Here is an 18,913-nt window from a genome sequence, read left to right as displayed (position 1 = left end):
CTTCCGTTACGGCATGCTCTAAAATTAGCCTTCATTCACCATTACTACCGGATAGTCTTCATGAAGCACCTGCAGGTTGCAGTTGGCATCATTCGCAATGCCAATAAACAGATTTTCCTTGCCCAGCGCGCATCGACCTCTTATATGGCAAATAAGTGGGAGTTTCCTGGCGGTAAGATTGAAGCGGGCGAAAGCGCCGAACAGGGACTCATAAGGGAGCTCCAGGAAGAAACCGGGATCGATGTCACCGAGGCTCGCCCGATTGGTCATGCAGATCACAGCTATGACGATCTGCGCGTAACGCTGCACTTCTTTCTGGTTGAAGGGTGGAAAGGGGAGCCGTGGGGCAAAGAGGGGCAACCGCAGCGCTGGGTTGATCAGCATGCGCTGGTCGCGGAGGAGTTTCCGCCAGCGAATCATCAGCTGATTGCGCGTCTGGTCGCCGGCGAACTCTGAGTGGATGGGGCAGCGCGCCCCATCCTGTTATCAGCGCTCTTCTTCACTCCAGTTGTCACTGTCGTTCATATCGTCGCTGCTGGGAATGCGTTTCTCTTCTGCGGCCCACTCGCCTAAATCAATAAGCTGACAGCGCTTACTGCAAAAAGGGCGCCACGGGCTGAGCTCATCCCAGATGACATCTTTGCCGCACTGCGGACAGGAAACGGTCATGACTTCTTGCTGCATGTTTACCTCTAACAACAGGCCAACTGGAAGTTAAGGCGGGCCGGAACTTCACCGCGCTCACTATCAAATGGCATAAAACGGATGGCGTAGCGGCTTTTATGTCCGGACACCTGTGGATAGAGGGCATCGTCCAGCGATAACTGCAATCGCAGCAGATCGGCACCCTCGGCATTATCCTGATAAAAACCGTTCAGACTGGTCTGCATATGGAATGCGCCGGACTGGCGGATCAGATCCAGTATCATCGCCAGCGCATGATGCAGGGGCGCGAGCGTCTGCATCCAGGCTTCGACCTGCGCATCGCGTGTTTCCTGCGGCAGATGGAGCCAGATGTGCAGGCCTGGCAAATCAAAGCTGCAGCATCCGCCGGGAATGCTGAGTCGCTGGCGCACCAGGGCAATCAGACGATCTTCACGGAGCTGTTGCCCCATACGCGGGGCATTCATCAACTGCGTTGACTGAATTTTTAGTTTATCGTGCAGAGCATCCACCAGCGTCATGTCGACACCCGGCACATCAGCCCAGGCACGTAATTTTTGCTGCTGACGCTCCAGCTCTTTCAACAGTTCAGTCCGCATATCGCCGCGCTCGAAAATGTCGAGCAACTCGCCAATCAGGCGAAAAAAGGTCAGCGCATTAACGGTTTTATCCAGTGGCGTGGTTTCATCTAACTGATTAATCAAAAATTCAACCCGCAACCAGGTTCGCATTTTTTCATTCAGTGGGTGTTCAAACAGAACGGGTGTACTCATGGTATTAATCCTGTTTCGTTGCCGCCAGCCTGAGATAGCGCTGATGGAGTTCGGCAACCTGTGGCAGGGCGTCGTCGGGCTCGCCGCTGTTATCAATAATGTCATCGGCACAGGCGAGGCGTTGCTGGCGCGTGGCCTGTGCGGCAAGAATACGTTTCGCCTGTTCGACGGAAAGATGGTCACGCTGCTGAGTCCGCGCTAACTGCGTTGCCTCATCAACATCCACCACCAGTACCCGATCAGCCTGGTGCTGTAATTGATTTTCCACCAGTAATGGCACTACCCAGAGCACATAAGGTGAGGTGGCCTGGGCGATCAGCTGTCGCGTCCGGGCGTTTATCAGCGGATGAAGCAGTGCGTTTAACCAGCTTTTCTCTTCCGGCTTCTGGAAAATAATGTCGCGAAGCTGTTTACGATCAAGCATGCCCTGCTCCGTCACTATCGACGCGCCATAGCGCCCCTTTATAGCCTGCAAAGCGGGCGTGCCGGGTTCAACAACTTCACGGGCAATCAGGTCAGCATCAATAATGTCCACGTCAGACGCGGCGAATGCCTGGGCAATCGTACTCTTTCCACTGCCGATCCCCCCTGTAAGCGCGACGATATAGGGCATGTTTCTCACCTGACTTCTTTTACGACATGGGTTCAGGGTAATGATCTGACTAAAAAAGGCAAAAATGGGTGTCAGATCACACCGATAAATCACAACTAAATTTAACGGATTGTAGCGTAAATAAAGTGAAATTCGCAGTCTTGTCGCACAGCGAGAGGCGCGTATCATAACGCCACTGGAGCTGTGCTTACTTCGCGAACGACGATTCGTTGCCACTTACCAGGACACTATTTATGCGTATTGAAGAAGATCTGAAACTGGGCTTTAAAGATGTCTTAATCCGTCCCAAACGCTCCACGCTGCAAAGTCGCTCACAGGTTGAGCTGGAACGCAGCTTTACCTTCAGACATTCGGGCCTGAGCTGGAGCGGCGTACCCATCATCGCCGCCAATATGGATACCGTCGGCACATTTTCGATGGCCGAGGCGCTCGCCAGCTTCAATATCCTTACTGCAGTCCACAAACATTACAGCGTTGATGACTGGCGCGCGTTCATTCAGCGCGTGCCTGCGACATGCCTTAAACATGTTATGGTCTCCACCGGCACTTCAGAGTCCGATCTCAGTAAACTGGTCGCCATTATGGCGCTGTCAGACGATCTGCAGTTTATCTGCATCGACGTGGCCAACGGTTACTCACAACATTTTGTCGATTTTCTGCAACGCGCGCGTGAAACTTTCCCCTCTAAAACAATCTGTGCCGGTAATGTCGTCACGGGCGAAATGGTGGAAGAGTTGATTCTTTCCGGCGCGGATATTGTCAAAGTGGGCATTGGCCCGGGTTCGGTCTGCACAACCCGGGTAAAAACCGGTGTAGGTTATCCGCAGCTTTCTGCCGTTATCGAGTGTGCTGATGCGGCGCATGGTTTAAGCGGACAGATTGTCAGTGATGGCGGTTGTTCAGTGCCGGGGGATATCGCCAAAGCCTTTGGCGGCGGTGCTGACTTCGTGATGCTGGGTGGCATGCTGGCGGCACATGATGAGTGCGAAGGGCAGGTTGTTGAAGAGAATGGCGAAAAATCCATGCTCTTTTATGGCATGAGTTCCGAATCGGCGATGAAGCGTCACGTTGGTGGTGTTGCGCAGTACCGTGCGGCAGAAGGCAAAACGGTCAAGCTGCCCTTAAGAGGTCCGGTGGCGGAGACAGCACGCGATATCCTGGGTGGGCTGCGTTCCGCCTGCACTTACGTAGGGGCCGAGCGCCTGAAAGAGCTGACCAAACGCACGACCTTTATTCGGGTTAACGAGCAGGAGAACCGGGTATTTAACCGATAGCCATCCGGGGCGCAGCGTGCGCCCCTAATGCATCGCATCACCCAGCCCGAAGACCGGCAGATACATGGCAATCACCAGTGTGCCAACAATGCCGCCAATCACCATCATCATCATCGGTTCCAGCGAAGCCGCCAGTGTGTCAGCGCGCTCTCGCGTTTCGGCCTCATGCCATTCAGCCAGACGTGCCAGCATCAAATCCAGGGCGCCCGCCTCCTCACCGACGCGAATCAGCTGACCACATAATGGCGTGAACAACGGATGCTGCATCAGCGCCTGATGCAGAGGACTTCCCTCAGCAATATGTTGCTGCAGTCCGGCTATCGCGTCCCGCCAGAGCAATGAGGAGAATGTTACCTTAACGGCGGATAGCCCCTGTAACAGCGTTAACCCGGCGCTCTGTGTGAGATGCAGAATGGTATAGATCTGCGTCAGTTGTGTGCCGCGCCACAATCCGGAAAGCAGCGGGATGCGCAGGAAAAATGCCTGCTCACGGCGTTGCCAGCCCTCAGAGCGTCGTCGCAGCTGATGCCATCCAGTCAGCATCAGCGAAATACCCAGGGCCAGCACGCCTCCCCATTCCTGAAGCGCGGCAGATAACTGCATTACCGCTGCGGTAAAGGCGGGCAGGGGCGCATCAAAGGCGTCATAAACCGTAACGAACTCCGGCAGCACGAACAGCAGCATGCCGCAGGTGACAGCCATCGCCACCAGCAGAATAAAAAGAGGATAGCGCAGCGCTTTACCCACCTGATGCCATAACTGCTGCTGGCGGATCTGCTGCTGAGCCAGTTCGCTGCAACAGACATCCAGCTGACCGGTGAGCTCACCTACCTCCATCAGGGACGGATAGAGTGCCGGAAAGATCTGCGGCCATTCACGCAAAGCCTGTGAAAAAGGCGCACCGCTGAGTACCCGATGATGCAGAGCTAGCATCAGGGCCCGCCAGCCAGCATGCGGCTGCCCCTCCGCCAGCAAAACCAGACTCTCTGCCAGCGGCAGGCCCGCTTTGAGCAAGGTGGCCAGCTGGCGAATGAGATCGGTTTTGTGCTGCCACTTCCAGTCCCTCGGACGCCAGACTTTTTCACGCTTCCAGCTCACCGGCAAAAGATCACGCTGCGCCAGCATCAGCAGCAGATTGTCACTGTCGATAGCCAGTAGCTGACCGCTGAGTAACTGACCCTGACTGTCGACCGCCTGCCAGCTGAATAAAGAGGCATTAGCCATCGTCCAGCCCAATCACCCGTTGCATCTCCTCCAGGGAGGTATCGCCCCGACTTACCGCCTCTAAACCGGAAACCAGCAGGGTGCGCAATCCCTGCTGTTTCGCCAGATTCAGCAGATTCTCCAGCGGCATCTCGGCGGCGATCGCATTTTGCAGTCTGGCATTAATGGGCAGTAGTTCAAACAGCGCCAGCCGGCCAAAATAGCCGGAAAAGCAGTGGTCGCAGCCTGGGGCACGCCAGGTTTGCAGGGTGCCAGGCCAGAGTTCCGGAGGATAGTGTGCCACTGCCTGAGCAGGCTGACGGCAGTGAGGGCAGAGGCGTCTGACCAGACGCTGAGCAACGATCAATTTCAGTGCTGACCCAAGCAGATAACCGGGAATTCCCATCTGTCGAAGCCGGGTCAGCGTCTCGGCGGTGGAGTTAGTGTGCAGCGTGGAAAGGACCAGATGTCCGGTTTGTGCTGCTTTAACCGCAATCTCTGCCGTTTCGGCATCGCGAATTTCGCCCACCATGATGACGTCGGGATCCTGTCTCAGCAGCGCCCGCAGCACGCGGTTAAAATCGAGCCCGTTTTTAGCATGGATCTGCGTCTGATTGATGCCCGGCAGTGGGATCTCAATCGGATCCTCAACGCTGCAGAGATTTTTTTCAGGCTTATTCAGCGCACTAAGCCCGCTGTAGAGCGTGAATGTCTTGCCGCTGCCGGTGGGGCCCGTCACCAGAATCAATCCCTGCGGCTGGGCCAGCGCAGCGCAGAACAGACGTAGCTGCGCAGTGGGTAAACCGAGCTTATCCAGTGACAGCGCCGCGCTTTCACTCTGCAATAGCCTGACTACGGCTTTCTCCCCGCCGTAGATGGGCAACGTGGCCAGACGAAACGAGGCGGGTTTACCGGCGATCTCCATGCTGAACTGACCATCCTGTGGTAACCGTCGTTCGGCGATATCCAGCCCGCCGAGAATCTTCAGTCGTGCCAGCAGCGCCGCAGGTTGAGTGGCAGGTAATGAAGAGAGCGGATGCAGTACGCCATCAATGCGCAGTCGCACGCGTAAACCCTCGCGGCAGGGTTCGATATGCACATCGGAGGCGCGGCGTTCGAGCGCCTGACGCAGGATCAGCTGTGTTGCCTCAATCGCTGACTCTGCAGGCGCCTCTTCACGCGCCACCAGCGGTGTGTCGGCATGCCGAAGCTGGTCGAGCCGGGCCTGCGGCCAGCATTCGATCTCAATCTTACACTGGCTGGCAAAATGAAGCGCTTCAGCCAGTCCGGGCGGCACGCTTTCTGCGACGGCCACACGCAGCTGACTGGCATCATGGTGTAACACCAGGGCGCGATAGCGCTGACATAAAGCCGCGATCGCTTCATCAGGCTTGTTCATCGCTGGCCCCTTTATCTGCAAAGCGGAACTGATCCTGACAATTGTCGCGCAGGCTATTGTTGCTACTGGTGCAACTGCGTTGCCATCTGATGCCGCCATCCGTGCTGTCCCAGACCGGCAGCATTTCAACGCTCAGGCCATTGAGACTTTCCTGGCCAGTCAATGCAATCACACCGTTGGTCACGCTCAGTGCCGAGACATAGCGCGATCCTCTGGCTGCCGGAATGCCCGCTTCTCCTGCATGACACTGGGTTGGGCCACCACGCTCCATGGCGCAGAGCTCTACCGCAGTTTTAAACGGCACCATTGTTTGCAACATGTCGGTGAGGGCAGCGCGCTGCAGATAATTTTGATAAGCGGGCAAGCCGATGGCACTTAAGATCGCCACAATACCGACCACAATCATCAATTCAACCAGCGTAAATCCACGTTGATGATTCATCACATCGTCTCCTGTTTAAGAAGGCGACAGGTTAAAAATCAGTAGCAGTAAAAGACAGTCAGAGAGGGGAAAACTGGAAAGTGTGGTGTGAACAGATTTCAGGATTGCAGCGCAGTCGAAACTGCGCCGGAAGCGGGGTCGCAAAATCGTCGGGTCGGGTTACGGTGGCGCAGTCTACTTTTGTTTGAAACGCATAGAGAGATCCAGCGCCCGCACATGCTTGGTCAGTGCGCCAACAGAGACATAGTCCACGCCGGTCAGAGCGATCTGCGGCAGGGTTGTTTCGGTAACGTTACCGGAGACTTCCAGCAGCGTCCGACCCTGGTTGATGTCGACGGCGGTACGCATTTCTTCCAGGCTGAAGTTATCCAGCATCACAATATCGGCTTCGGCTTCCAGCGCCTGACGCAACTCTTCCAGTGATTCCACTTCAACTTCAACCGGCACATCGGGTTGCAGCCATTGCGCTCTTTCCACTGCCTGCGCAATTGAGCCGCTGGCAATAATATGGTTCTCTTTAATCAGGTAGGCATCTGAGAGGCCCAGGCGATGATTGCTGCCACCGCCACAGAGCACGGCATATTTAAGCGCGGTCCGCAATCCGGGCAGGGTTTTACGCGTGTCCAGCAGCTGTGTCTGGCTTCCCGCCAGCAGTGCGACATAGCGGCTGACTTCGGTGGCAACGCCCGAGAGTGTTTGCACAAAATTAAGCGCGGTACGCTCCGCAGTCAGCAGCAGTCGGGCAGGACCCTCGATTTCAAACAGCAGCTGGTCTGCCTCGATCTGATCACCATCTTCGACATGCCAGCTCAGTGTCGCGTGCGAGCCGAGTTGAATGAAGACTTCTTCCACCCAGCGTTTACCACAGAAAACACCCGCTTCACGGATAATGACCTGCGCATGAGCCTGGATATCGGCAGGTAACAACTGGGCAGTAATATCCCGGTCAGCGTCGATCTCTCCACCAAGATCCTCTTTTAACGCCAGTGCAACCGCATCCGGGATGTCACTTTCAATGCGTTTGATGAGTGCCTGACGGCGGCTGTCAGGATCATAACCACGAGATGACATAGGTGTTTTACTCCAGAACGAGAAATGACAGAGGGTGACACAATAGCCTGAACCGCCATCAGGTTCCAGCAACGAATCGTATTTTGTTTAGTATCCTTAACACGCAGCGTTGTCATGTGACCCAACCGGCACACTAAGAGGCAAGAATCCTTTATTATTCATGCTATTCTCAGCCAGCTGAAACAAGGAAAATGGGTATGAAAATCGAACAGGGCTGGCTGACCGGAGCGCGTCACGTGCCGTCAACGCATTGCAATGAACGGCCAGACAATGAAGCGCCTTCACTGCTGGTGATTCACAATATCAGCCTGCCACCCGGTGAATTTGGCGGGCCGTGGATCGACAAGCTGTTCACCGGCACACTTCCGCCGGATGCTCATCCCTATTTTGCGGATATCGCCGCGCTGAAAGTCGCGGCACACTGCCTGATTCGTCGTGACGGGGAGATCGTGCAGTATGTCCCTTTTCATAAACGTGCCTGGCATGCAGGCATTTCGCAGTTTGAAGGACGTGAAAACTGCAACGACTTCTCTATAGGGATTGAGCTGGAAGGAACAGACAGTGAGCCCTATAGCGAAGCGCAATATCGGGCCCTGCAGCAGGTAACCCTGTTGCTGCTGCAGCATTACCCGTTAACGCCTTCACGTATTACGGGGCACAGTGACATCGCGCCGGTACGAAAGACCGATCCCGGACCTGCTTTTGACTGGGACTACTACAAACAGCTGTTAACGCAGCAAAAATCCTGATTTTTGCGGAGTCAGTATGACGTTGTTTACCTTGTTGTTGGTTTTAGGCTGGGAGCGCCTGTTTAAACTGGGCGAGCACTGGCAGCTCGAACACCGGCTGGAGCCGATTTTTCGGCATCGCCGACATTTCTCCATGATGCGTACTCTGCTAATGACTGTGCTGGCGATGGCGCTGACTGCGCTGGTCATCTGGGCGCTGAAAGGGCTGCTGTTTGGTATACTGCAATTACTGTTCTGGATCGTCGCCGGCTTGCTCTGCATCGGTGCCGGTTCGGTGCGTCAGCACTACCATAGCTATCTGAAAGCAGCCAGTCATGACGACGACGCGGCGCATCAGGCGATGGCGGCTGAGTTGACGCTGATTCATGGCGTGCCGGTAGAATGCAGCGAACGCGAGTTCCTGCGTGAACTGCAGAATGCACTGATCTGGATAAACTTCCGCTTCTACCTTGCGCCGATGTTCTGGCTGGTGGTGGGAGGGCCGTGGGGTCCGGTGCTGCTGGTGGGTTATGCGTTTCTGCGAGCCTGGCAAGGCTGGCTGGCAAAACATGGTACACCGATGGCGCGTTCGCAGTCTGGCGTGGATGCGATACTGCATCTTCTCGACTGGATCCCGGTGCGGCTGGCGGGGGTGGCTTACGCGCTGCTGGGCCACGGCGAAAAAGCGCTGCCTGCGTGGTTTGCTTCGCTGACTGATCGTCACCGTTCTCAGTATCAGGTGCTGACGACGCTGGCGCAGTTCTCCCTGTCACGCGATCCGCACACCGATAAAGTAGAAACGCCACGGGTTGCCGTGGCGTTAGCGAAACGCACTTCACTGGTGCTGGTGGTTGCCGTTGCGTTGCTGACGATTTACGGCACGCTGGTGTAATCGGCAGGTGGCACGCCAAAATCGGGCGTGCCATCTTCCCGCCAGCTGAAATATTTCAGTCGGGTGTGGCGGTTCGGATCCCACAACGGATCGCCCTCAATTTCAGTGTAGTTACGCGCGTGATAAACCAGCACGTCGCGTCCCGCCTCATCCTGGGTAAAACTGTTGTGGCCTGGCCCATACTGATGGTTGTCCCAGCTGGATACAAAGACCGGGCGTGCCGATTTTTGCCAGGCGGTGACATCAAGCGGATCGGCATCAGCGGCAATCGACAGTATCCCCAGACAGTAATTTTCATCGGTAGCGCTGGCGGAGTAGGTCACGAACAGCCGATCGCTGTGACGAATCACCGCCGGACCTTCGTTCACGCTAAACCCTGCGCACTCCCACTCATATTCTGGCCGACTCAGCATCACCGGTGTACCTTTCAGCGTCCAGGGATTCAGCAGCTCAGCCAGGTAGAGATTAGAGTTGCCGGGAATCACGGGATCTTTTTGCGCCCAGAGATACCAGTTTTTGCCCTGATGTACGAAGTGCGTGGCATCCAGAGAGAAGCTGTCGAGCTGGCTGAAAACCCGGCGGCAGGGCTGCCATTCGCCCTGCAATGGATCTGCCGCCTCACACACCAGCGCATACATCCGGTGCTGAAACAGTCCCTCTTTGATCTCCCGCGTCGGCGCTGCTGCGAAATAGATAACCCACTGGCCGTCAATGTAGTGCAATTCGGGTGCCCAGATTAACTCGCTACAGGGGCCGCTATCAGGCTTGCGCCAGACCACGACCGGCTCGGCGCTGCGCAGGCCAGCCAGCGTTGTGGCGCGTCGGATCTCCAGCCGGTCATACTCCGGTACTGATGCCACAAAGTAGTAGTGCTGTTCATGGCGAAGGATAAAGGGGTCGGCGCGCTGCTCAATAAAAGGATTCGGCAGGATTGCAGTCATTTAACATCTCCGGTTGGCGTAGCAGCACCGTCGCGCAGGCGAACAGCGTGTAACTCGTGGAAGTTTTCGCGGCGCAGCGCGAGATCCTGCTGGATGGTAATCATCATTTTGCGGTCGACCTTCATCAGCCGCACCACGCCGGCGGTAATCAGATAGCCGACGCCTGGAATGATGGTGAAGAGCAGCATGATGCCGTTAATCGCTTCAGGGGACTGCTGTTTAGCACCCGCATTGTAGCCATAGATCGACAGCAGAAAGCCGACCATTGCACCGGCCACTGCCAGTCCCACCTTGAGGAAGAACAGGTTGCCGGAGAAGCTGATGCCGGTGATGCGCTTGCCGGTTTTCCACTCGCCGTAGTCATCCACATCCGCCATCAGCGACCAGTGCAGCGGAGAAGGGATCTGATGCAGGATATTCAGCACAAAGTAAGCCACTACGACCATCACCGTGGCGTGAGGATCGATCCAGTAAAAGCCGCAGGAGAAGAGCGCCAATGCGATATTAGTCCAGAAGAAGACTTTGAGTTTGCACCAGCGATCGGTGAGCAGTTTCGCCAGCGTGCTGCCGAACATCATGCCAATCACGCCCAGGCTGATAAACAGCGTGGCGAAGTGCGTGGACTGACCCATGACCCAGGTGACGTAATACATGGTGGCTGCCATGCGGATGAAGCCAGGACAGACGTTACAGAAGGTCAGCAGCAGAATGCGCACCCACTGGTCATTCTTCCAGACGTCACGCAGATCTTTTTTCAGGTCATCATTGCTCGGTACAGCAGGGCGGATACGTTCACGAACTGTGGCAAAGCAGAACAGAAACATCGCCAGACCAATCGTGGCCAGCACCGCCATCGCCATCTGGTAGCCGCGCGCTTTATCTTCCCCACCAAACCACTCCGCCATCGGCAGCAGCGACAGAGAAAGTATCAGCGTGGCGATACCGACCATGACAAAACGGTAGGACTGGCAGGAGACGCGTTCACCAGGGTCGTTGGTAATCACGCCACCCAGAGAGCAATAAGGAATATTAATCGCGGTATACGTCAGTGACATCAGGAAGTAGGTGACGAACGCCCAGATGACCTTGTTGTGATAGGTCCAGTCTGGTGTGGTGAACATCAGAACGCTGAAGACCACATAGGGAACGGAAACCCACAGCAGCCAGGGACGAAAACGGCCCCAGCGACTCTGGGTGCGATCGGCGATGGCGCCCATAATCGGATCGGTAACCGCATCCAGCACCCTGACCGAAAGCAGCAGGGTTCCCACCAGCGCCGGAGCAAGGCCGAAAACATCGGTATAGAAGTAGTTCAGGAACAGCATGATGGCACCGCCAATCATGTTGCATCCGGCATCACCCATGCCATATCCCAGTTTTTCCCGAAACGGGAGAGCTGTACCTTTCATGGTTTATTCCTGCGCATCCAGTGTGAACAGGAAGTATTGTCAGGAAATCAGTGAGATGAACGGGAGAAATTCGTCATGAAGATGGACAAAACAGGTGCGGGAAGAGAAGTGTGAGCTGGATCGGGCATCAGAGGTACGTGCTGCAACCTCCCTGAGAGGTTGCAGCACGTAGTAGAGCATCAGGCTTTCTGCGTCTGGTTTTTAATAAAGTAACCAATACCCAGAATGACCAGCCAGACCGGGATCAGCCAGACGGAGATCGCCATGCCCGGCGTGGTCGCCATCAGTACCAGAATCCCTGCCAGGAAGATCAGGCAAATCCAGTTACCTGCCGGATAGAGCAGCGCTTTAAAGCGGGTTGTGACGCCCTGCTGATCTTTCTTACGACGGAACTTGAGGTGCGCCAGGCTGATCATCGCCCAGTTGATGACCAGTGCAGAGACCACCAGCGACATCAGCAGGCCAAACGCTTCGCCCGGCATCAGGTAGTTGATCAGCACACACAGCGCAGTAGCCACAGCAGAGACCAGAATCGTTAACACCGGTACACCGCGACGATCGACTTTCAGCAGTGCTTTCGGCGCATTGCCCTGCTGTGCCAGACCAAACAGCATGCGGCTGTTACAGTAAACGCAGCTGTTATAGACCGACAGGGCAGCCGTCAGGATCACCACGTTAAGCGCATTCGCCACCATGGCATCGCCCAGTTCGTGGAAGATAAAGACGAACGGGCTGACTTCTGAGGTGACGCGGGTCCACGGCATCAGTGACAGCAGGACCGCCAGCGAACCAATGTAGAAAATCAGGATACGCCACAGCACCTGGTTGGTCGCTTTTGGAATGCTCACTTCCGGGTTATCCGCTTCAGCTGCGGTGATACCCACCAGCTCCAGACCCCCGAATGAGAACATGATAATCGCCATGACGGTGACCAGGCCGCCAATGCCATGCGGGAAGAAGCCGCCCTGTTCCCACAGGTTGCGTACTGTCGCCTGCGGACCGGCATGACCACTGAACAGCAGCCAGCCGCCGAACAGGATCATGCCAATGACCGCAACCACTTTAATGATGGCGAACCAGAACTCCATCTCACCAAACACTTTCACGTTGGTCAGGTTGATAGCATTGATCATCACGAAGAAGAGGGCAGCCGACGCCCAGGTCGGAAAGTCAGGCCACCAGAACTGGACATATTTGCCGACGGCAGTGAGTTCTGCCATGGCAACCAGCACATAGAGCACCCAGTAGTTCCAGCCCGAAGCAAAACCCGCAAAGTTGCCCCAGTATTTATAGGCAAAGTGGCTGAAGCTGCCGGCAACCGGCTCTTCCACGACCATCTCACCTAACTGGCGCATGATTAAAAAGGCAATAAACCCGGCAATCGCATAGCCCAGAATAACGGCCGGTCCGGCGGATTCAATGACCGATGCACTGCCCAGAAACAGGCCGGTTCCCACTGCACCACCCAGCGCGATGAGCTGAATATGGCGGTTCTTAAGACCACGTTTCAGCGCTTCGCCTTGCTGCTGTTCCATACAAACCTCGTGATGTTTTTATTCTTCGTTCGCAGCGCAATCCGCTGTAATGAAGTAGTTACAATAACGTATTGATTATTTTACGGTATCTGGCGTGCTGAATGCGGCCATTTGCTACCCTGGCGACAAGAATAGTGATAAGCGATTCGCTTTGCACCTGCTTTCGCCTTTCGTGCTGAGACTTGACTGAAAAAACGCCGTCCTGGTCACGTCTGCCTGTCGAAACTTCTGCCATGAAATTCGGGTAATGACGAATAGCTTTCACTTATGGCTGCCGCACTCATCAGGCGCTAAGCAGGTGTAAGGTTTGGTAAAAGTGCAATTATTTAACATTTGCCGTAGCGGATTTTTTCATTTTTTTAACCGCGAGTTAGCGCCAGGACAGGCTTTAAGGCGAGGTGAATGTCGCAGACACCATATAGACACAAGGTGAATACTTTGTTACTTTACCGGCACCTCATTGCAATTGGTATTACCAATTTACTCCGGACGCCTGGCTTAATAAGAAGGGATGATGGCTTACAGTAAGATTCGCCAACCTAAGCTCTCCGATGCTATCGAGCAACAGCTCGAATCCCTGATTATGGAAGGCACGTTGCGTCCGGGAGAGAAGCTGTTGCCTGAGCGCGAACTCGCCAAACAATTCGATGTCTCACGTCCGTCTCTCCGCGAAGCGATCCAGCGCTTAGAAGCGAAAGGATTATTGCTGCGCCGACAGGGTGGCGGAACGTTCGTGCAGGAGAATCTCTGGCAAAGCTTAAGCGATCCACTCGTTGAGCTGCTCGCCGGCCATCCGGAATCCCAGTTTGATCTGCTGGAAACGCGCCATGCCTTAGAGGGCATTGCCGCCTATTACGCGGCACTGCGCGGCACAGAGGAAGACCTGCGGCGCATTCGCGACTGCCATCTGAATATCCAGCAGGCGCAGGACAGCGGCGATTTAGACGCCGAAGCGGACGCAGTGATGCAGTATCAGATCGCTGTCACAGAAGCAGCCCATAATGTCGTGCTTTTACATTTGCTACGCTCAATGGGCCCTATGCTGGAACAAAACGTTCGTCAGAATTTCGAATTGCTCTACTCGCGCCGGGAAATGCTGGCAAAAGTGAGCGGTCACCGCGCCAGAATCTTTGAGGCGATTGTGGCCCGTGAGCCAGAAAAAGCGCGCGAGGCTTCACACCGTCACCTGGCGTTCATAGAGGAAATCTTGCTGGACAGAAGTCGGGAGCAGAGCCGTCGAGAACGCTCCCTGCGTCGTTTACAGCAACGTAAGGAATGACGTGCGACAAAGATCGTACTGATATCAGACGAGCCTGCCTGCATCTGCTTTAACAGGCTCCCGATTATTCAACGTATTAGACACAGATAAGGAACACACCCATGTCAGAACGTTTACACAATGACGTGGATCCGATTGAAACTCGTGACTGGCTACAGGCGATCGAATCGGTCATCCGTGAAGAAGGTGTTGAACGTGCACAGTATCTGATTGATCAGGTACTGGGTGCAGCCCGCAAAGGCGGCGTAAACGTGGCTGCAGGATCTTCTGCAATCAGCAACTACATCAACTCTATTGCCGTTGAAGATGAACCCGATTATCCGGGCAACACCTCTCTTGAACGTCGTATCCGTTCCGCAATCCGCTGGAACGCCATCATGTCGGTGCTGCGCGCATCGAAGAAAGATCTGGAACTGGGTGGCCACATGTCCTCCTTCCAGTCTTCTGCGACGATTTATGAAGTGTGCTTTAACCACTTCTTCCGCGCGCGCAGTGAGAAGGATGGCGGCGATCTGGTCTATTTCCAGGGCCACATCTCTCCGGGTATCTATGCGCGTGCGTTCCTTGAAGGCCGCCTGACCGAAGAGCAGATGAACAACTTCCGTCAGGAAGTTGACGGTAAAGGCCTCTCTTCTTATCCGCATCCGAAATTGATGCCGGAATTCTGGCAGTTCCCGACCGTATCAATGGGCCTGGGTCCATTGTCAGCGATCTATCAGGCGAAGTTCCTGAAATATCTGGAACACCGTGGCCTGAAAGATACCTCTGCGCAGACCGTCTACGCCTTCCTGGGTGACGGCGAGATGGATGAACCAGAATCTAAAGGTGCGATCACCATCGCCACCCGTGAAAAACTGGATAACCTGGTCTTCATCATCAACTGCAACCTGCAGCGTCTGGATGGCCCGGTAACCGGTAATGGCAAAATCATCAACGAGCTGGAAGGCATCTTTGCCGGTGCTGGCTGGGAAGTGATCAAGGTCATCTGGGGCGGTCGCTGGGATGAGCTGCTGCGCAAAGATACCAGCGGCAAGCTGATTCAGCTGATGAACGAAACGGTCGACGGTGACTACCAGACCTTTAAATCCCGCGATGGTGCCTATGTGCGTGAGCACTTCTTTGGCAAATATCCGGAAACCGCCGCGCTGGTTAAAGATATGTCCGATGATGAAATCTGGGCATTGAACCGTGGCGGCCACGATCCGAAGAAAATCTACGCGGCGCTGAAAAAAGCGCAGGACACCAAAGGCAAGCCAGTATTGATCCTGGCGCATACCATCAAAGGTTATGGTATGGGCGACACCGCGGAAGGCAAAAACATTGCTCACCAGGTGAAGAAGATGAACATGGATGGCGTGCGCTATATCCGTGATCGCTTCAACGTGCCGGTTGCTGATGACAAAATCGAATCACTGCCGTACGTGACCTTCGAAAAAGGCTCAGAAGAGCATGCTTATCTGCATGGTCAGCGCGAGAAGTTAGGCGGCTACCTGCCAACGCGTCAGCCGAAGTTCACTGAAAAGCTGGAAATGCCAGCACTCGAAGAGTTCAGTGCGCTGCTGGAAGAGCAGAACAAAGAGATCTCGACCACCATCGCCTTTGTGCGTGCCCTGAATGTGATGCTGAAGAACAAGTCGATCAAAGATCGTCTGGTTCCAATCCTCGCCGATGAAGCGCGTACCTTTGGTATGGAAGGTCTGTTCCGTCAGATCGGTATCTACAGCCCGAACGGTCAGCAGTACACCCCGCAGGACCGCGAGCAGGTTGCATACTATAAAGAAGACGAGAAAGGCCAGATTCTGCAGGAAGGGATCAACGAGCTGGGCGCAGGTTCTTCCTGGCTGGCTGCGGCGACCTCTTACAGCACCAACAACCTGCCGATGATCCCGTTCTACATCTATTACTCGATGTTCGGCTTCCAGCGTATCGGCGATCTGATGTGGCTGGCGGGCGACCAACAGGCGCGCGGCTTCCTGGTCGGCGGCACCTCGGGTCGTACTACCCTGAACGGCGAAGGTCTGCAGCATGAAGATGGTCACAGCCACATTCAGTCTCTGACTATCCCGAACTGTATCTCTTACGATCCTTCATACGCTTATGAAGTGGCTGTCATCATGCATGACGGTCTGGTGCGTATGTATGGCGAAGCGCAGGAGAACGTGTACTACTACATCACCACGCTGAACGAAAACTACCATATGCCAGCCATGCCGAAGGGCGCGGAAGAGGGTATCCGTAAGGGTATCTACAAGCTGGAAACGGTAGAGGGCAGCAAAGGTAAAGTACAGCTGCTGGGCTCAGGTTCTATCCTGCGTCACGTTCGTGAAGCCGCCCAGATTCTGGCGAAAGATTACGGTATCGGCTCTGATGTCTATAGCGTCACCTCGTTCACCGAACTGGCACGTGACGGCCAGGATTGTGAGCGCTGGAACATGCTGCATCCGACTGAAGAAGCGCGCGTACCTTACATCGCTCAGGTGATGAATGACGCACCTGCTGTTGCTTCAACCGACTACATGAAACTGTTCGCTGAGCAGGTTCGTAGCTATGTCCCAGCCAGCGATTATCGCGTACTGGGTACCGATGGCTTTGGTCGCTCTGACAGCCGTGAGAATCTGCGTCATCACTTTGAAGTTGATGCATCTTATGTGGTGGTTGCCGCGCTGGGTGAGCTGGCTAAACGCGGCGAGATCGAGAAGAAAGTGGTGGCTGACGCTATCACCAAATTCAATATCGATGCCGATAAAGTTAACCCGCGTCTGGCTTAAGAGGTAATAGAGTAATGGCTATCGAAATTAAGGTACCGGATATCGGGTCTGACGAAGTTGAAGTCACCGAGATTCTGGTGAAAGTTGGCGACAAGGTGGAAGCCGAGCAGTCGCTGATCACCGTGGAAGGCGACAAAGCCTCAATGGAAGTGCCGTCGCCACAGGCTGGCGTAGTCAAAGAGATTAAAATCTCTACCGGTGACAAAGTTGAGACCGGTTCGCTGATTATGGTGTTTGATGCTGAAGGCGCTGCGGAAGCAGCCCCTGCCGCAGCCGAAGAGAAGAAAGCGGATGCGGCGCCTGCGCCAGCCGCTGCTGCGGCCACTGCCAGCAAAGAAGTGGCTGTGCCGGATATCGGCGGTGACGAAGTCGAAGTCACTGAGATTCTGGTTAAGGTTGGCGACAAAGTCGAAGCCGAGCAGTCACTGATTGTTGTCGAAGGTGACAAAGCGTCAATGGAAGTCCCGGCTCCGTTCGCGGGTGTGGTCAAAAAGATCACCATTGCGACCGGCGACAAAGTCAGCACCGGTTCAGCCATCATGGTCTTTGAAGCAGAAGGTGCAGCACCGGCCTCTGATGCGAAGCCAGAAGTTAAAGAAGAAGCGGCATCGGCACCTGCCGCGGCTGCGGGCGCAAAAGACGTTAACGTTCCGGATATCGGGGGAGACGAAGTTGAAGTCACCGAGATCCTCGTTAAGGTTGGCGACAAGGTGGAAGCTGAGCAGTCACTGATCGTGGTTGAAGGCGACAAAGCCTCTATGGAAGTGCCGGCACCGTTTGCGGGTATCGTCAAAGAGCTGAAAGTCGCGACGGGCGATAAAGTCAGCACCGGCTCACTGATCATGGTGTTCGAAGTCGAAGGTGCTGCTCCGGCTGCCCCTGCGGCTGCGAAACAGGAAGCCGCACCGGCGCCTGCTGCCAAATCTGAAGCGAAAGCCGCAGCAGCACCTGCCGCCGCTAAAGCAGAAAGCAAAGGTGAGTTCGCAGAGAACGACGCTTACGTTCACGCTACCCCGGTGATTCGTCGCCTGGCGCGCGAGTTCGGTGTTAACCTGGCGAAAGTCAAAGGCACCGGCCGTAAAGGTCGCATTCTGAAAGAAGACGTGCAGACTTACGTGAAAGAGGCCGTGAAACGCGCTGAAGCAGCACCTGCTGCGGCCAGCGGCGGCGGTCTGCCTGGCATGCTGCCATGGCCGAAAGTTGATTTCAGTAAGTTTGGCGAAATCGAAGAAGTCGAACTGGGCCGTATCCAGAAAATTTCTGGCGCGAACCTGAGCCGTAACTGGGTGATGATCCCGCACGTTACGCATTTCGACAAAACTGATATCACCGACCTGGAAGCTTTCCGTAAGCAGCAGAATGCTGAAGCAGAGAAGCGTAAGCTGGATGTGAAATACACCCCAGTGGTGTTCATCATGAAAGCGGTCGCTGCGGCGCTTGAGCAGATGCCACGCTTCAACAGTTCGCTGTCTGAAGATGCGCAGAAACTGACGCTGAAGAAATATATCAATATCGGTGTGGCGGTTGATACGCCAAATGGCCTGGTTGTTCCGGTCTTTAAAGACGTGAATAAGAAAGGCATCACCGAGCTGTCCCGTGAACTGATGGCGATTTCGAAGAAAGCGCGTGACGGTAAGCTGACAGCGGGCGACATGCAGGGCGGATGCTTTACCATCTCCAGCCTGGGCGGCCTGGGCACTACCCACTTCGCGCCGATCGTTAACGCGCCGGAAGTGGCTATCCTGGGTGTCTCTAAATCGGCGATGGAACCGGTGTGGAACGGTAAAGAGTTTACTCCGCGTCTGATGATGCCGATTTCTCTCTCCTTCGACCACCGCGTGATCGATGGTGCTGATGGTGCGCGATTCATCACCATTATCGGCAATATGCTGTCTGATATTCGTCGTTTAGTTATGTAAATGT

The 18,913-nt window shown here is 55.0% G+C and carries 17 protein-coding genes; 7 read left to right on the top strand and 10 right to left on the bottom strand.

What is annotated here, in order from left to right:
• Positions 1-60 precede the first annotated feature (60 nt).
• Positions 61-456: an 8-oxo-dGTP diphosphatase MutT gene (mutT, locus tag NP77_RS01565; RefSeq protein WP_003854730.1), complete on the top strand. Its 396-nt coding sequence runs from the start codon at positions 61-63 to the stop codon at positions 454-456.
• 30 nt (positions 457-486) lie between these two features.
• Here mutT and yacG read toward each other — a convergent pair whose 3' ends face one another.
• The 3 genes from yacG to coaE are packed head-to-tail and all read right to left on the bottom strand — an operon-like array spanning position 487 to position 2,049.
• Positions 487-684 (bottom strand): DNA gyrase inhibitor YacG, encoded by a 198-nt coding sequence (gene yacG / locus NP77_RS01560; RefSeq protein WP_003854728.1) that lies wholly within the window; start codon positions 682-684, stop codon positions 487-489.
• Positions 685-692: 8 nt separating this feature from the next.
• Positions 693-1,436 (bottom strand): cell division protein ZapD, encoded by a 744-nt coding sequence (gene zapD, locus NP77_RS01555; protein WP_003854726.1) that lies wholly within the window; start codon positions 1,434-1,436, stop codon positions 693-695.
• Between the two features lie 4 nt (positions 1,437-1,440).
• On the bottom strand, positions 1,441-2,049 hold the full coding sequence (coaE, locus tag NP77_RS01550; RefSeq protein ID WP_008925581.1) for a dephospho-CoA kinase: 609 nt from the start codon (positions 2,047-2,049) through the stop codon (positions 1,441-1,443).
• A gap of 233 nt (positions 2,050-2,282) precedes the next feature.
• Here coaE and NP77_RS01545 point away from each other — a divergent pair, with 233 nt between their 5' ends.
• Positions 2,283-3,323, top strand: coding sequence for a GMP reductase (locus tag NP77_RS01545; RefSeq protein ID WP_008925582.1), 1,041 nt, complete (start codon positions 2,283-2,285; stop codon positions 3,321-3,323).
• 24 nt (positions 3,324-3,347) lie between these two features.
• On the opposite strand, the gene hofC is transcribed toward NP77_RS01545, so the two are convergent.
• The 4 genes from hofC to nadC form a co-directional block, all read right to left on the bottom strand.
• Positions 3,348-4,547 carry a protein transport protein HofC gene (hofC, locus tag NP77_RS01540; RefSeq protein WP_039658778.1) on the bottom strand — a complete coding sequence of 400 codons (1,200 nt, stop codon included), beginning with the start codon at positions 4,545-4,547 and terminating at the stop codon, positions 3,348-3,350.
• Positions 4,540-5,925: a type II secretion system protein GspE gene (gene gspE / locus NP77_RS01535; protein ID WP_039658777.1), complete on the bottom strand. Its 1,386-nt coding sequence runs from the start codon at positions 5,923-5,925 to the stop codon at positions 4,540-4,542. Before gspE ends, hofC begins: the two co-directional genes overlap by 8 nt.
• Positions 5,912-6,367: a prepilin peptidase-dependent pilin gene (gene ppdD / locus NP77_RS01530; protein WP_003854719.1), complete on the bottom strand. Its 456-nt coding sequence runs from the start codon at positions 6,365-6,367 to the stop codon at positions 5,912-5,914. Before ppdD ends, gspE begins: the two co-directional genes overlap by 14 nt.
• 174 nt (positions 6,368-6,541) lie before the next feature.
• On the bottom strand, positions 6,542-7,438 hold the full coding sequence (gene nadC, locus NP77_RS01525) for a carboxylating nicotinate-nucleotide diphosphorylase (protein ID WP_039658774.1): 897 nt from the start codon (positions 7,436-7,438) through the stop codon (positions 6,542-6,544).
• A gap of 197 nt (positions 7,439-7,635) precedes the next feature.
• On the opposite strand from nadC, the gene ampD reads away from it, so the two are divergent.
• Together ampD and ampE are read left to right on the top strand one after the other, a co-directional pair.
• Positions 7,636-8,187: a 1,6-anhydro-N-acetylmuramyl-L-alanine amidase AmpD gene (ampD, locus tag NP77_RS01520; protein ID WP_008925586.1), complete on the top strand. Its 552-nt coding sequence runs from the start codon at positions 7,636-7,638 to the stop codon at positions 8,185-8,187.
• A 16-nt stretch (positions 8,188-8,203) separates the two neighbouring features.
• Positions 8,204-9,058, top strand: coding sequence for a beta-lactamase regulator AmpE (gene ampE / locus NP77_RS01515; protein WP_003854716.1), 855 nt, complete (start codon positions 8,204-8,206; stop codon positions 9,056-9,058).
• Here the strand turns inward: ampE and NP77_RS01510 are convergent.
• From NP77_RS01510 to aroP, 3 genes are all read right to left on the bottom strand, one after another.
• On the bottom strand, positions 9,040-9,999 hold the full coding sequence (locus NP77_RS01510; RefSeq protein ID WP_003854715.1) for a family 43 glycosylhydrolase: 960 nt from the start codon (positions 9,997-9,999) through the stop codon (positions 9,040-9,042). The genes ampE and NP77_RS01510 overlap by 19 nt on opposite strands.
• The gene (locus NP77_RS01505) at positions 9,996-11,408 is read right to left on the bottom strand and encodes a glycoside-pentoside-hexuronide (GPH):cation symporter (RefSeq protein WP_003854714.1); all 1,413 of its coding nucleotides are present in this window, start codon (positions 11,406-11,408) and stop codon (positions 9,996-9,998) included. The genes NP77_RS01510 and NP77_RS01505 overlap by 4 nt, the downstream gene beginning before the upstream one ends.
• Positions 11,409-11,587: 179 nt before the next feature.
• Positions 11,588-12,943, bottom strand: coding sequence for an aromatic amino acid transporter AroP (gene aroP, locus NP77_RS01500; protein WP_003854713.1), 1,356 nt, complete (start codon positions 12,941-12,943; stop codon positions 11,588-11,590).
• 514 nt (positions 12,944-13,457) lie between these two features.
• On the opposite strand from aroP, the gene pdhR reads away from it, so the two are divergent.
• The 3 genes from pdhR (at position 13,458) to aceF (ending at position 18,909) form a co-directional block, all read left to right on the top strand.
• Positions 13,458-14,222, top strand: coding sequence for a pyruvate dehydrogenase complex transcriptional repressor PdhR (gene pdhR / locus NP77_RS01495; protein WP_008925589.1), 765 nt, complete (start codon positions 13,458-13,460; stop codon positions 14,220-14,222).
• Positions 14,223-14,323: 101 nt separating this feature from the next.
• The gene (gene aceE, locus NP77_RS01490; RefSeq protein WP_003854711.1) at positions 14,324-16,990 is read left to right on the top strand and encodes a pyruvate dehydrogenase (acetyl-transferring), homodimeric type; all 2,667 of its coding nucleotides are present in this window, start codon (positions 14,324-14,326) and stop codon (positions 16,988-16,990) included.
• A 14-nt stretch (positions 16,991-17,004) separates the two neighbouring features.
• On the top strand, positions 17,005-18,909 hold the full coding sequence (gene aceF, locus NP77_RS01485) for a pyruvate dehydrogenase complex dihydrolipoyllysine-residue acetyltransferase (RefSeq protein ID WP_039658772.1): 1,905 nt from the start codon (positions 17,005-17,007) through the stop codon (positions 18,907-18,909).
• Positions 18,910-18,913: the final 4 nt, after the last annotated feature.

It is taken from the genome of Pantoea sp. MBLJ3, from assembly GCF_000816655.1.
GTDB classification, from domain to species: Bacteria; Pseudomonadota; Gammaproteobacteria; order Enterobacterales; family Enterobacteriaceae; genus Pantoea; species Pantoea eucalypti.
Note: the sequence above shows the minus strand (reverse complement) of the source record. Positions and strands in the feature narration are given on the sequence as shown.

What these genes read in the sequence shown, in the direction of transcription:
- mutT (WP_003854730.1), top strand. Translation starts at nt 61, where the DNA reads ATGAAGCACCTGCAGGTTGCAGTTGGCATCATTCGCAATGCCAATAAA.
- yacG (WP_003854728.1), bottom strand. Translation starts at nt 684, where the DNA reads ATGCAGCAAGAAGTCATGACCGTTTCCTGTCCGCAGTGCGGCAAAGAT.
- zapD (WP_003854726.1), bottom strand. Translation starts at nt 1,436, where the DNA reads ATGAGTACACCCGTTCTGTTTGAACACCCACTGAATGAAAAAATGCGA.
- coaE (WP_008925581.1), bottom strand. Translation starts at nt 2,049, where the DNA reads ATGCCCTATATCGTCGCGCTTACAGGGGGGATCGGCAGTGGAAAGAGT.
- NP77_RS01545 (WP_008925582.1), top strand. Translation starts at nt 2,283, where the DNA reads ATGCGTATTGAAGAAGATCTGAAACTGGGCTTTAAAGATGTCTTAATC.
- hofC (WP_039658778.1), bottom strand. Translation starts at nt 4,547, where the DNA reads ATGGCTAATGCCTCTTTATTCAGCTGGCAGGCGGTCGACAGTCAGGGT.
- gspE (WP_039658777.1), bottom strand. Translation starts at nt 5,925, where the DNA reads ATGAACAAGCCTGATGAAGCGATCGCGGCTTTATGTCAGCGCTATCGC.
- ppdD (WP_003854719.1), bottom strand. Translation starts at nt 6,367, where the DNA reads ATGAATCATCAACGTGGATTTACGCTGGTTGAATTGATGATTGTGGTC.
- nadC (WP_039658774.1), bottom strand. Translation starts at nt 7,438, where the DNA reads ATGTCATCTCGTGGTTATGATCCTGACAGCCGCCGTCAGGCACTCATC.
- ampD (WP_008925586.1), top strand. Translation starts at nt 7,636, where the DNA reads ATGAAAATCGAACAGGGCTGGCTGACCGGAGCGCGTCACGTGCCGTCA.
- ampE (WP_003854716.1), top strand. Translation starts at nt 8,204, where the DNA reads ATGACGTTGTTTACCTTGTTGTTGGTTTTAGGCTGGGAGCGCCTGTTT.
- NP77_RS01510 (WP_003854715.1), bottom strand. Translation starts at nt 9,999, where the DNA reads ATGACTGCAATCCTGCCGAATCCTTTTATTGAGCAGCGCGCCGACCCC.
- NP77_RS01505 (WP_003854714.1), bottom strand. Translation starts at nt 11,408, where the DNA reads ATGAAAGGTACAGCTCTCCCGTTTCGGGAAAAACTGGGATATGGCATG.
- aroP (WP_003854713.1), bottom strand. Translation starts at nt 12,943, where the DNA reads ATGGAACAGCAGCAAGGCGAAGCGCTGAAACGTGGTCTTAAGAACCGC.
- pdhR (WP_008925589.1), top strand. Translation starts at nt 13,458, where the DNA reads ATGGCTTACAGTAAGATTCGCCAACCTAAGCTCTCCGATGCTATCGAG.
- aceE (WP_003854711.1), top strand. Translation starts at nt 14,324, where the DNA reads ATGTCAGAACGTTTACACAATGACGTGGATCCGATTGAAACTCGTGAC.
- aceF (WP_039658772.1), top strand. Translation starts at nt 17,005, where the DNA reads ATGGCTATCGAAATTAAGGTACCGGATATCGGGTCTGACGAAGTTGAA.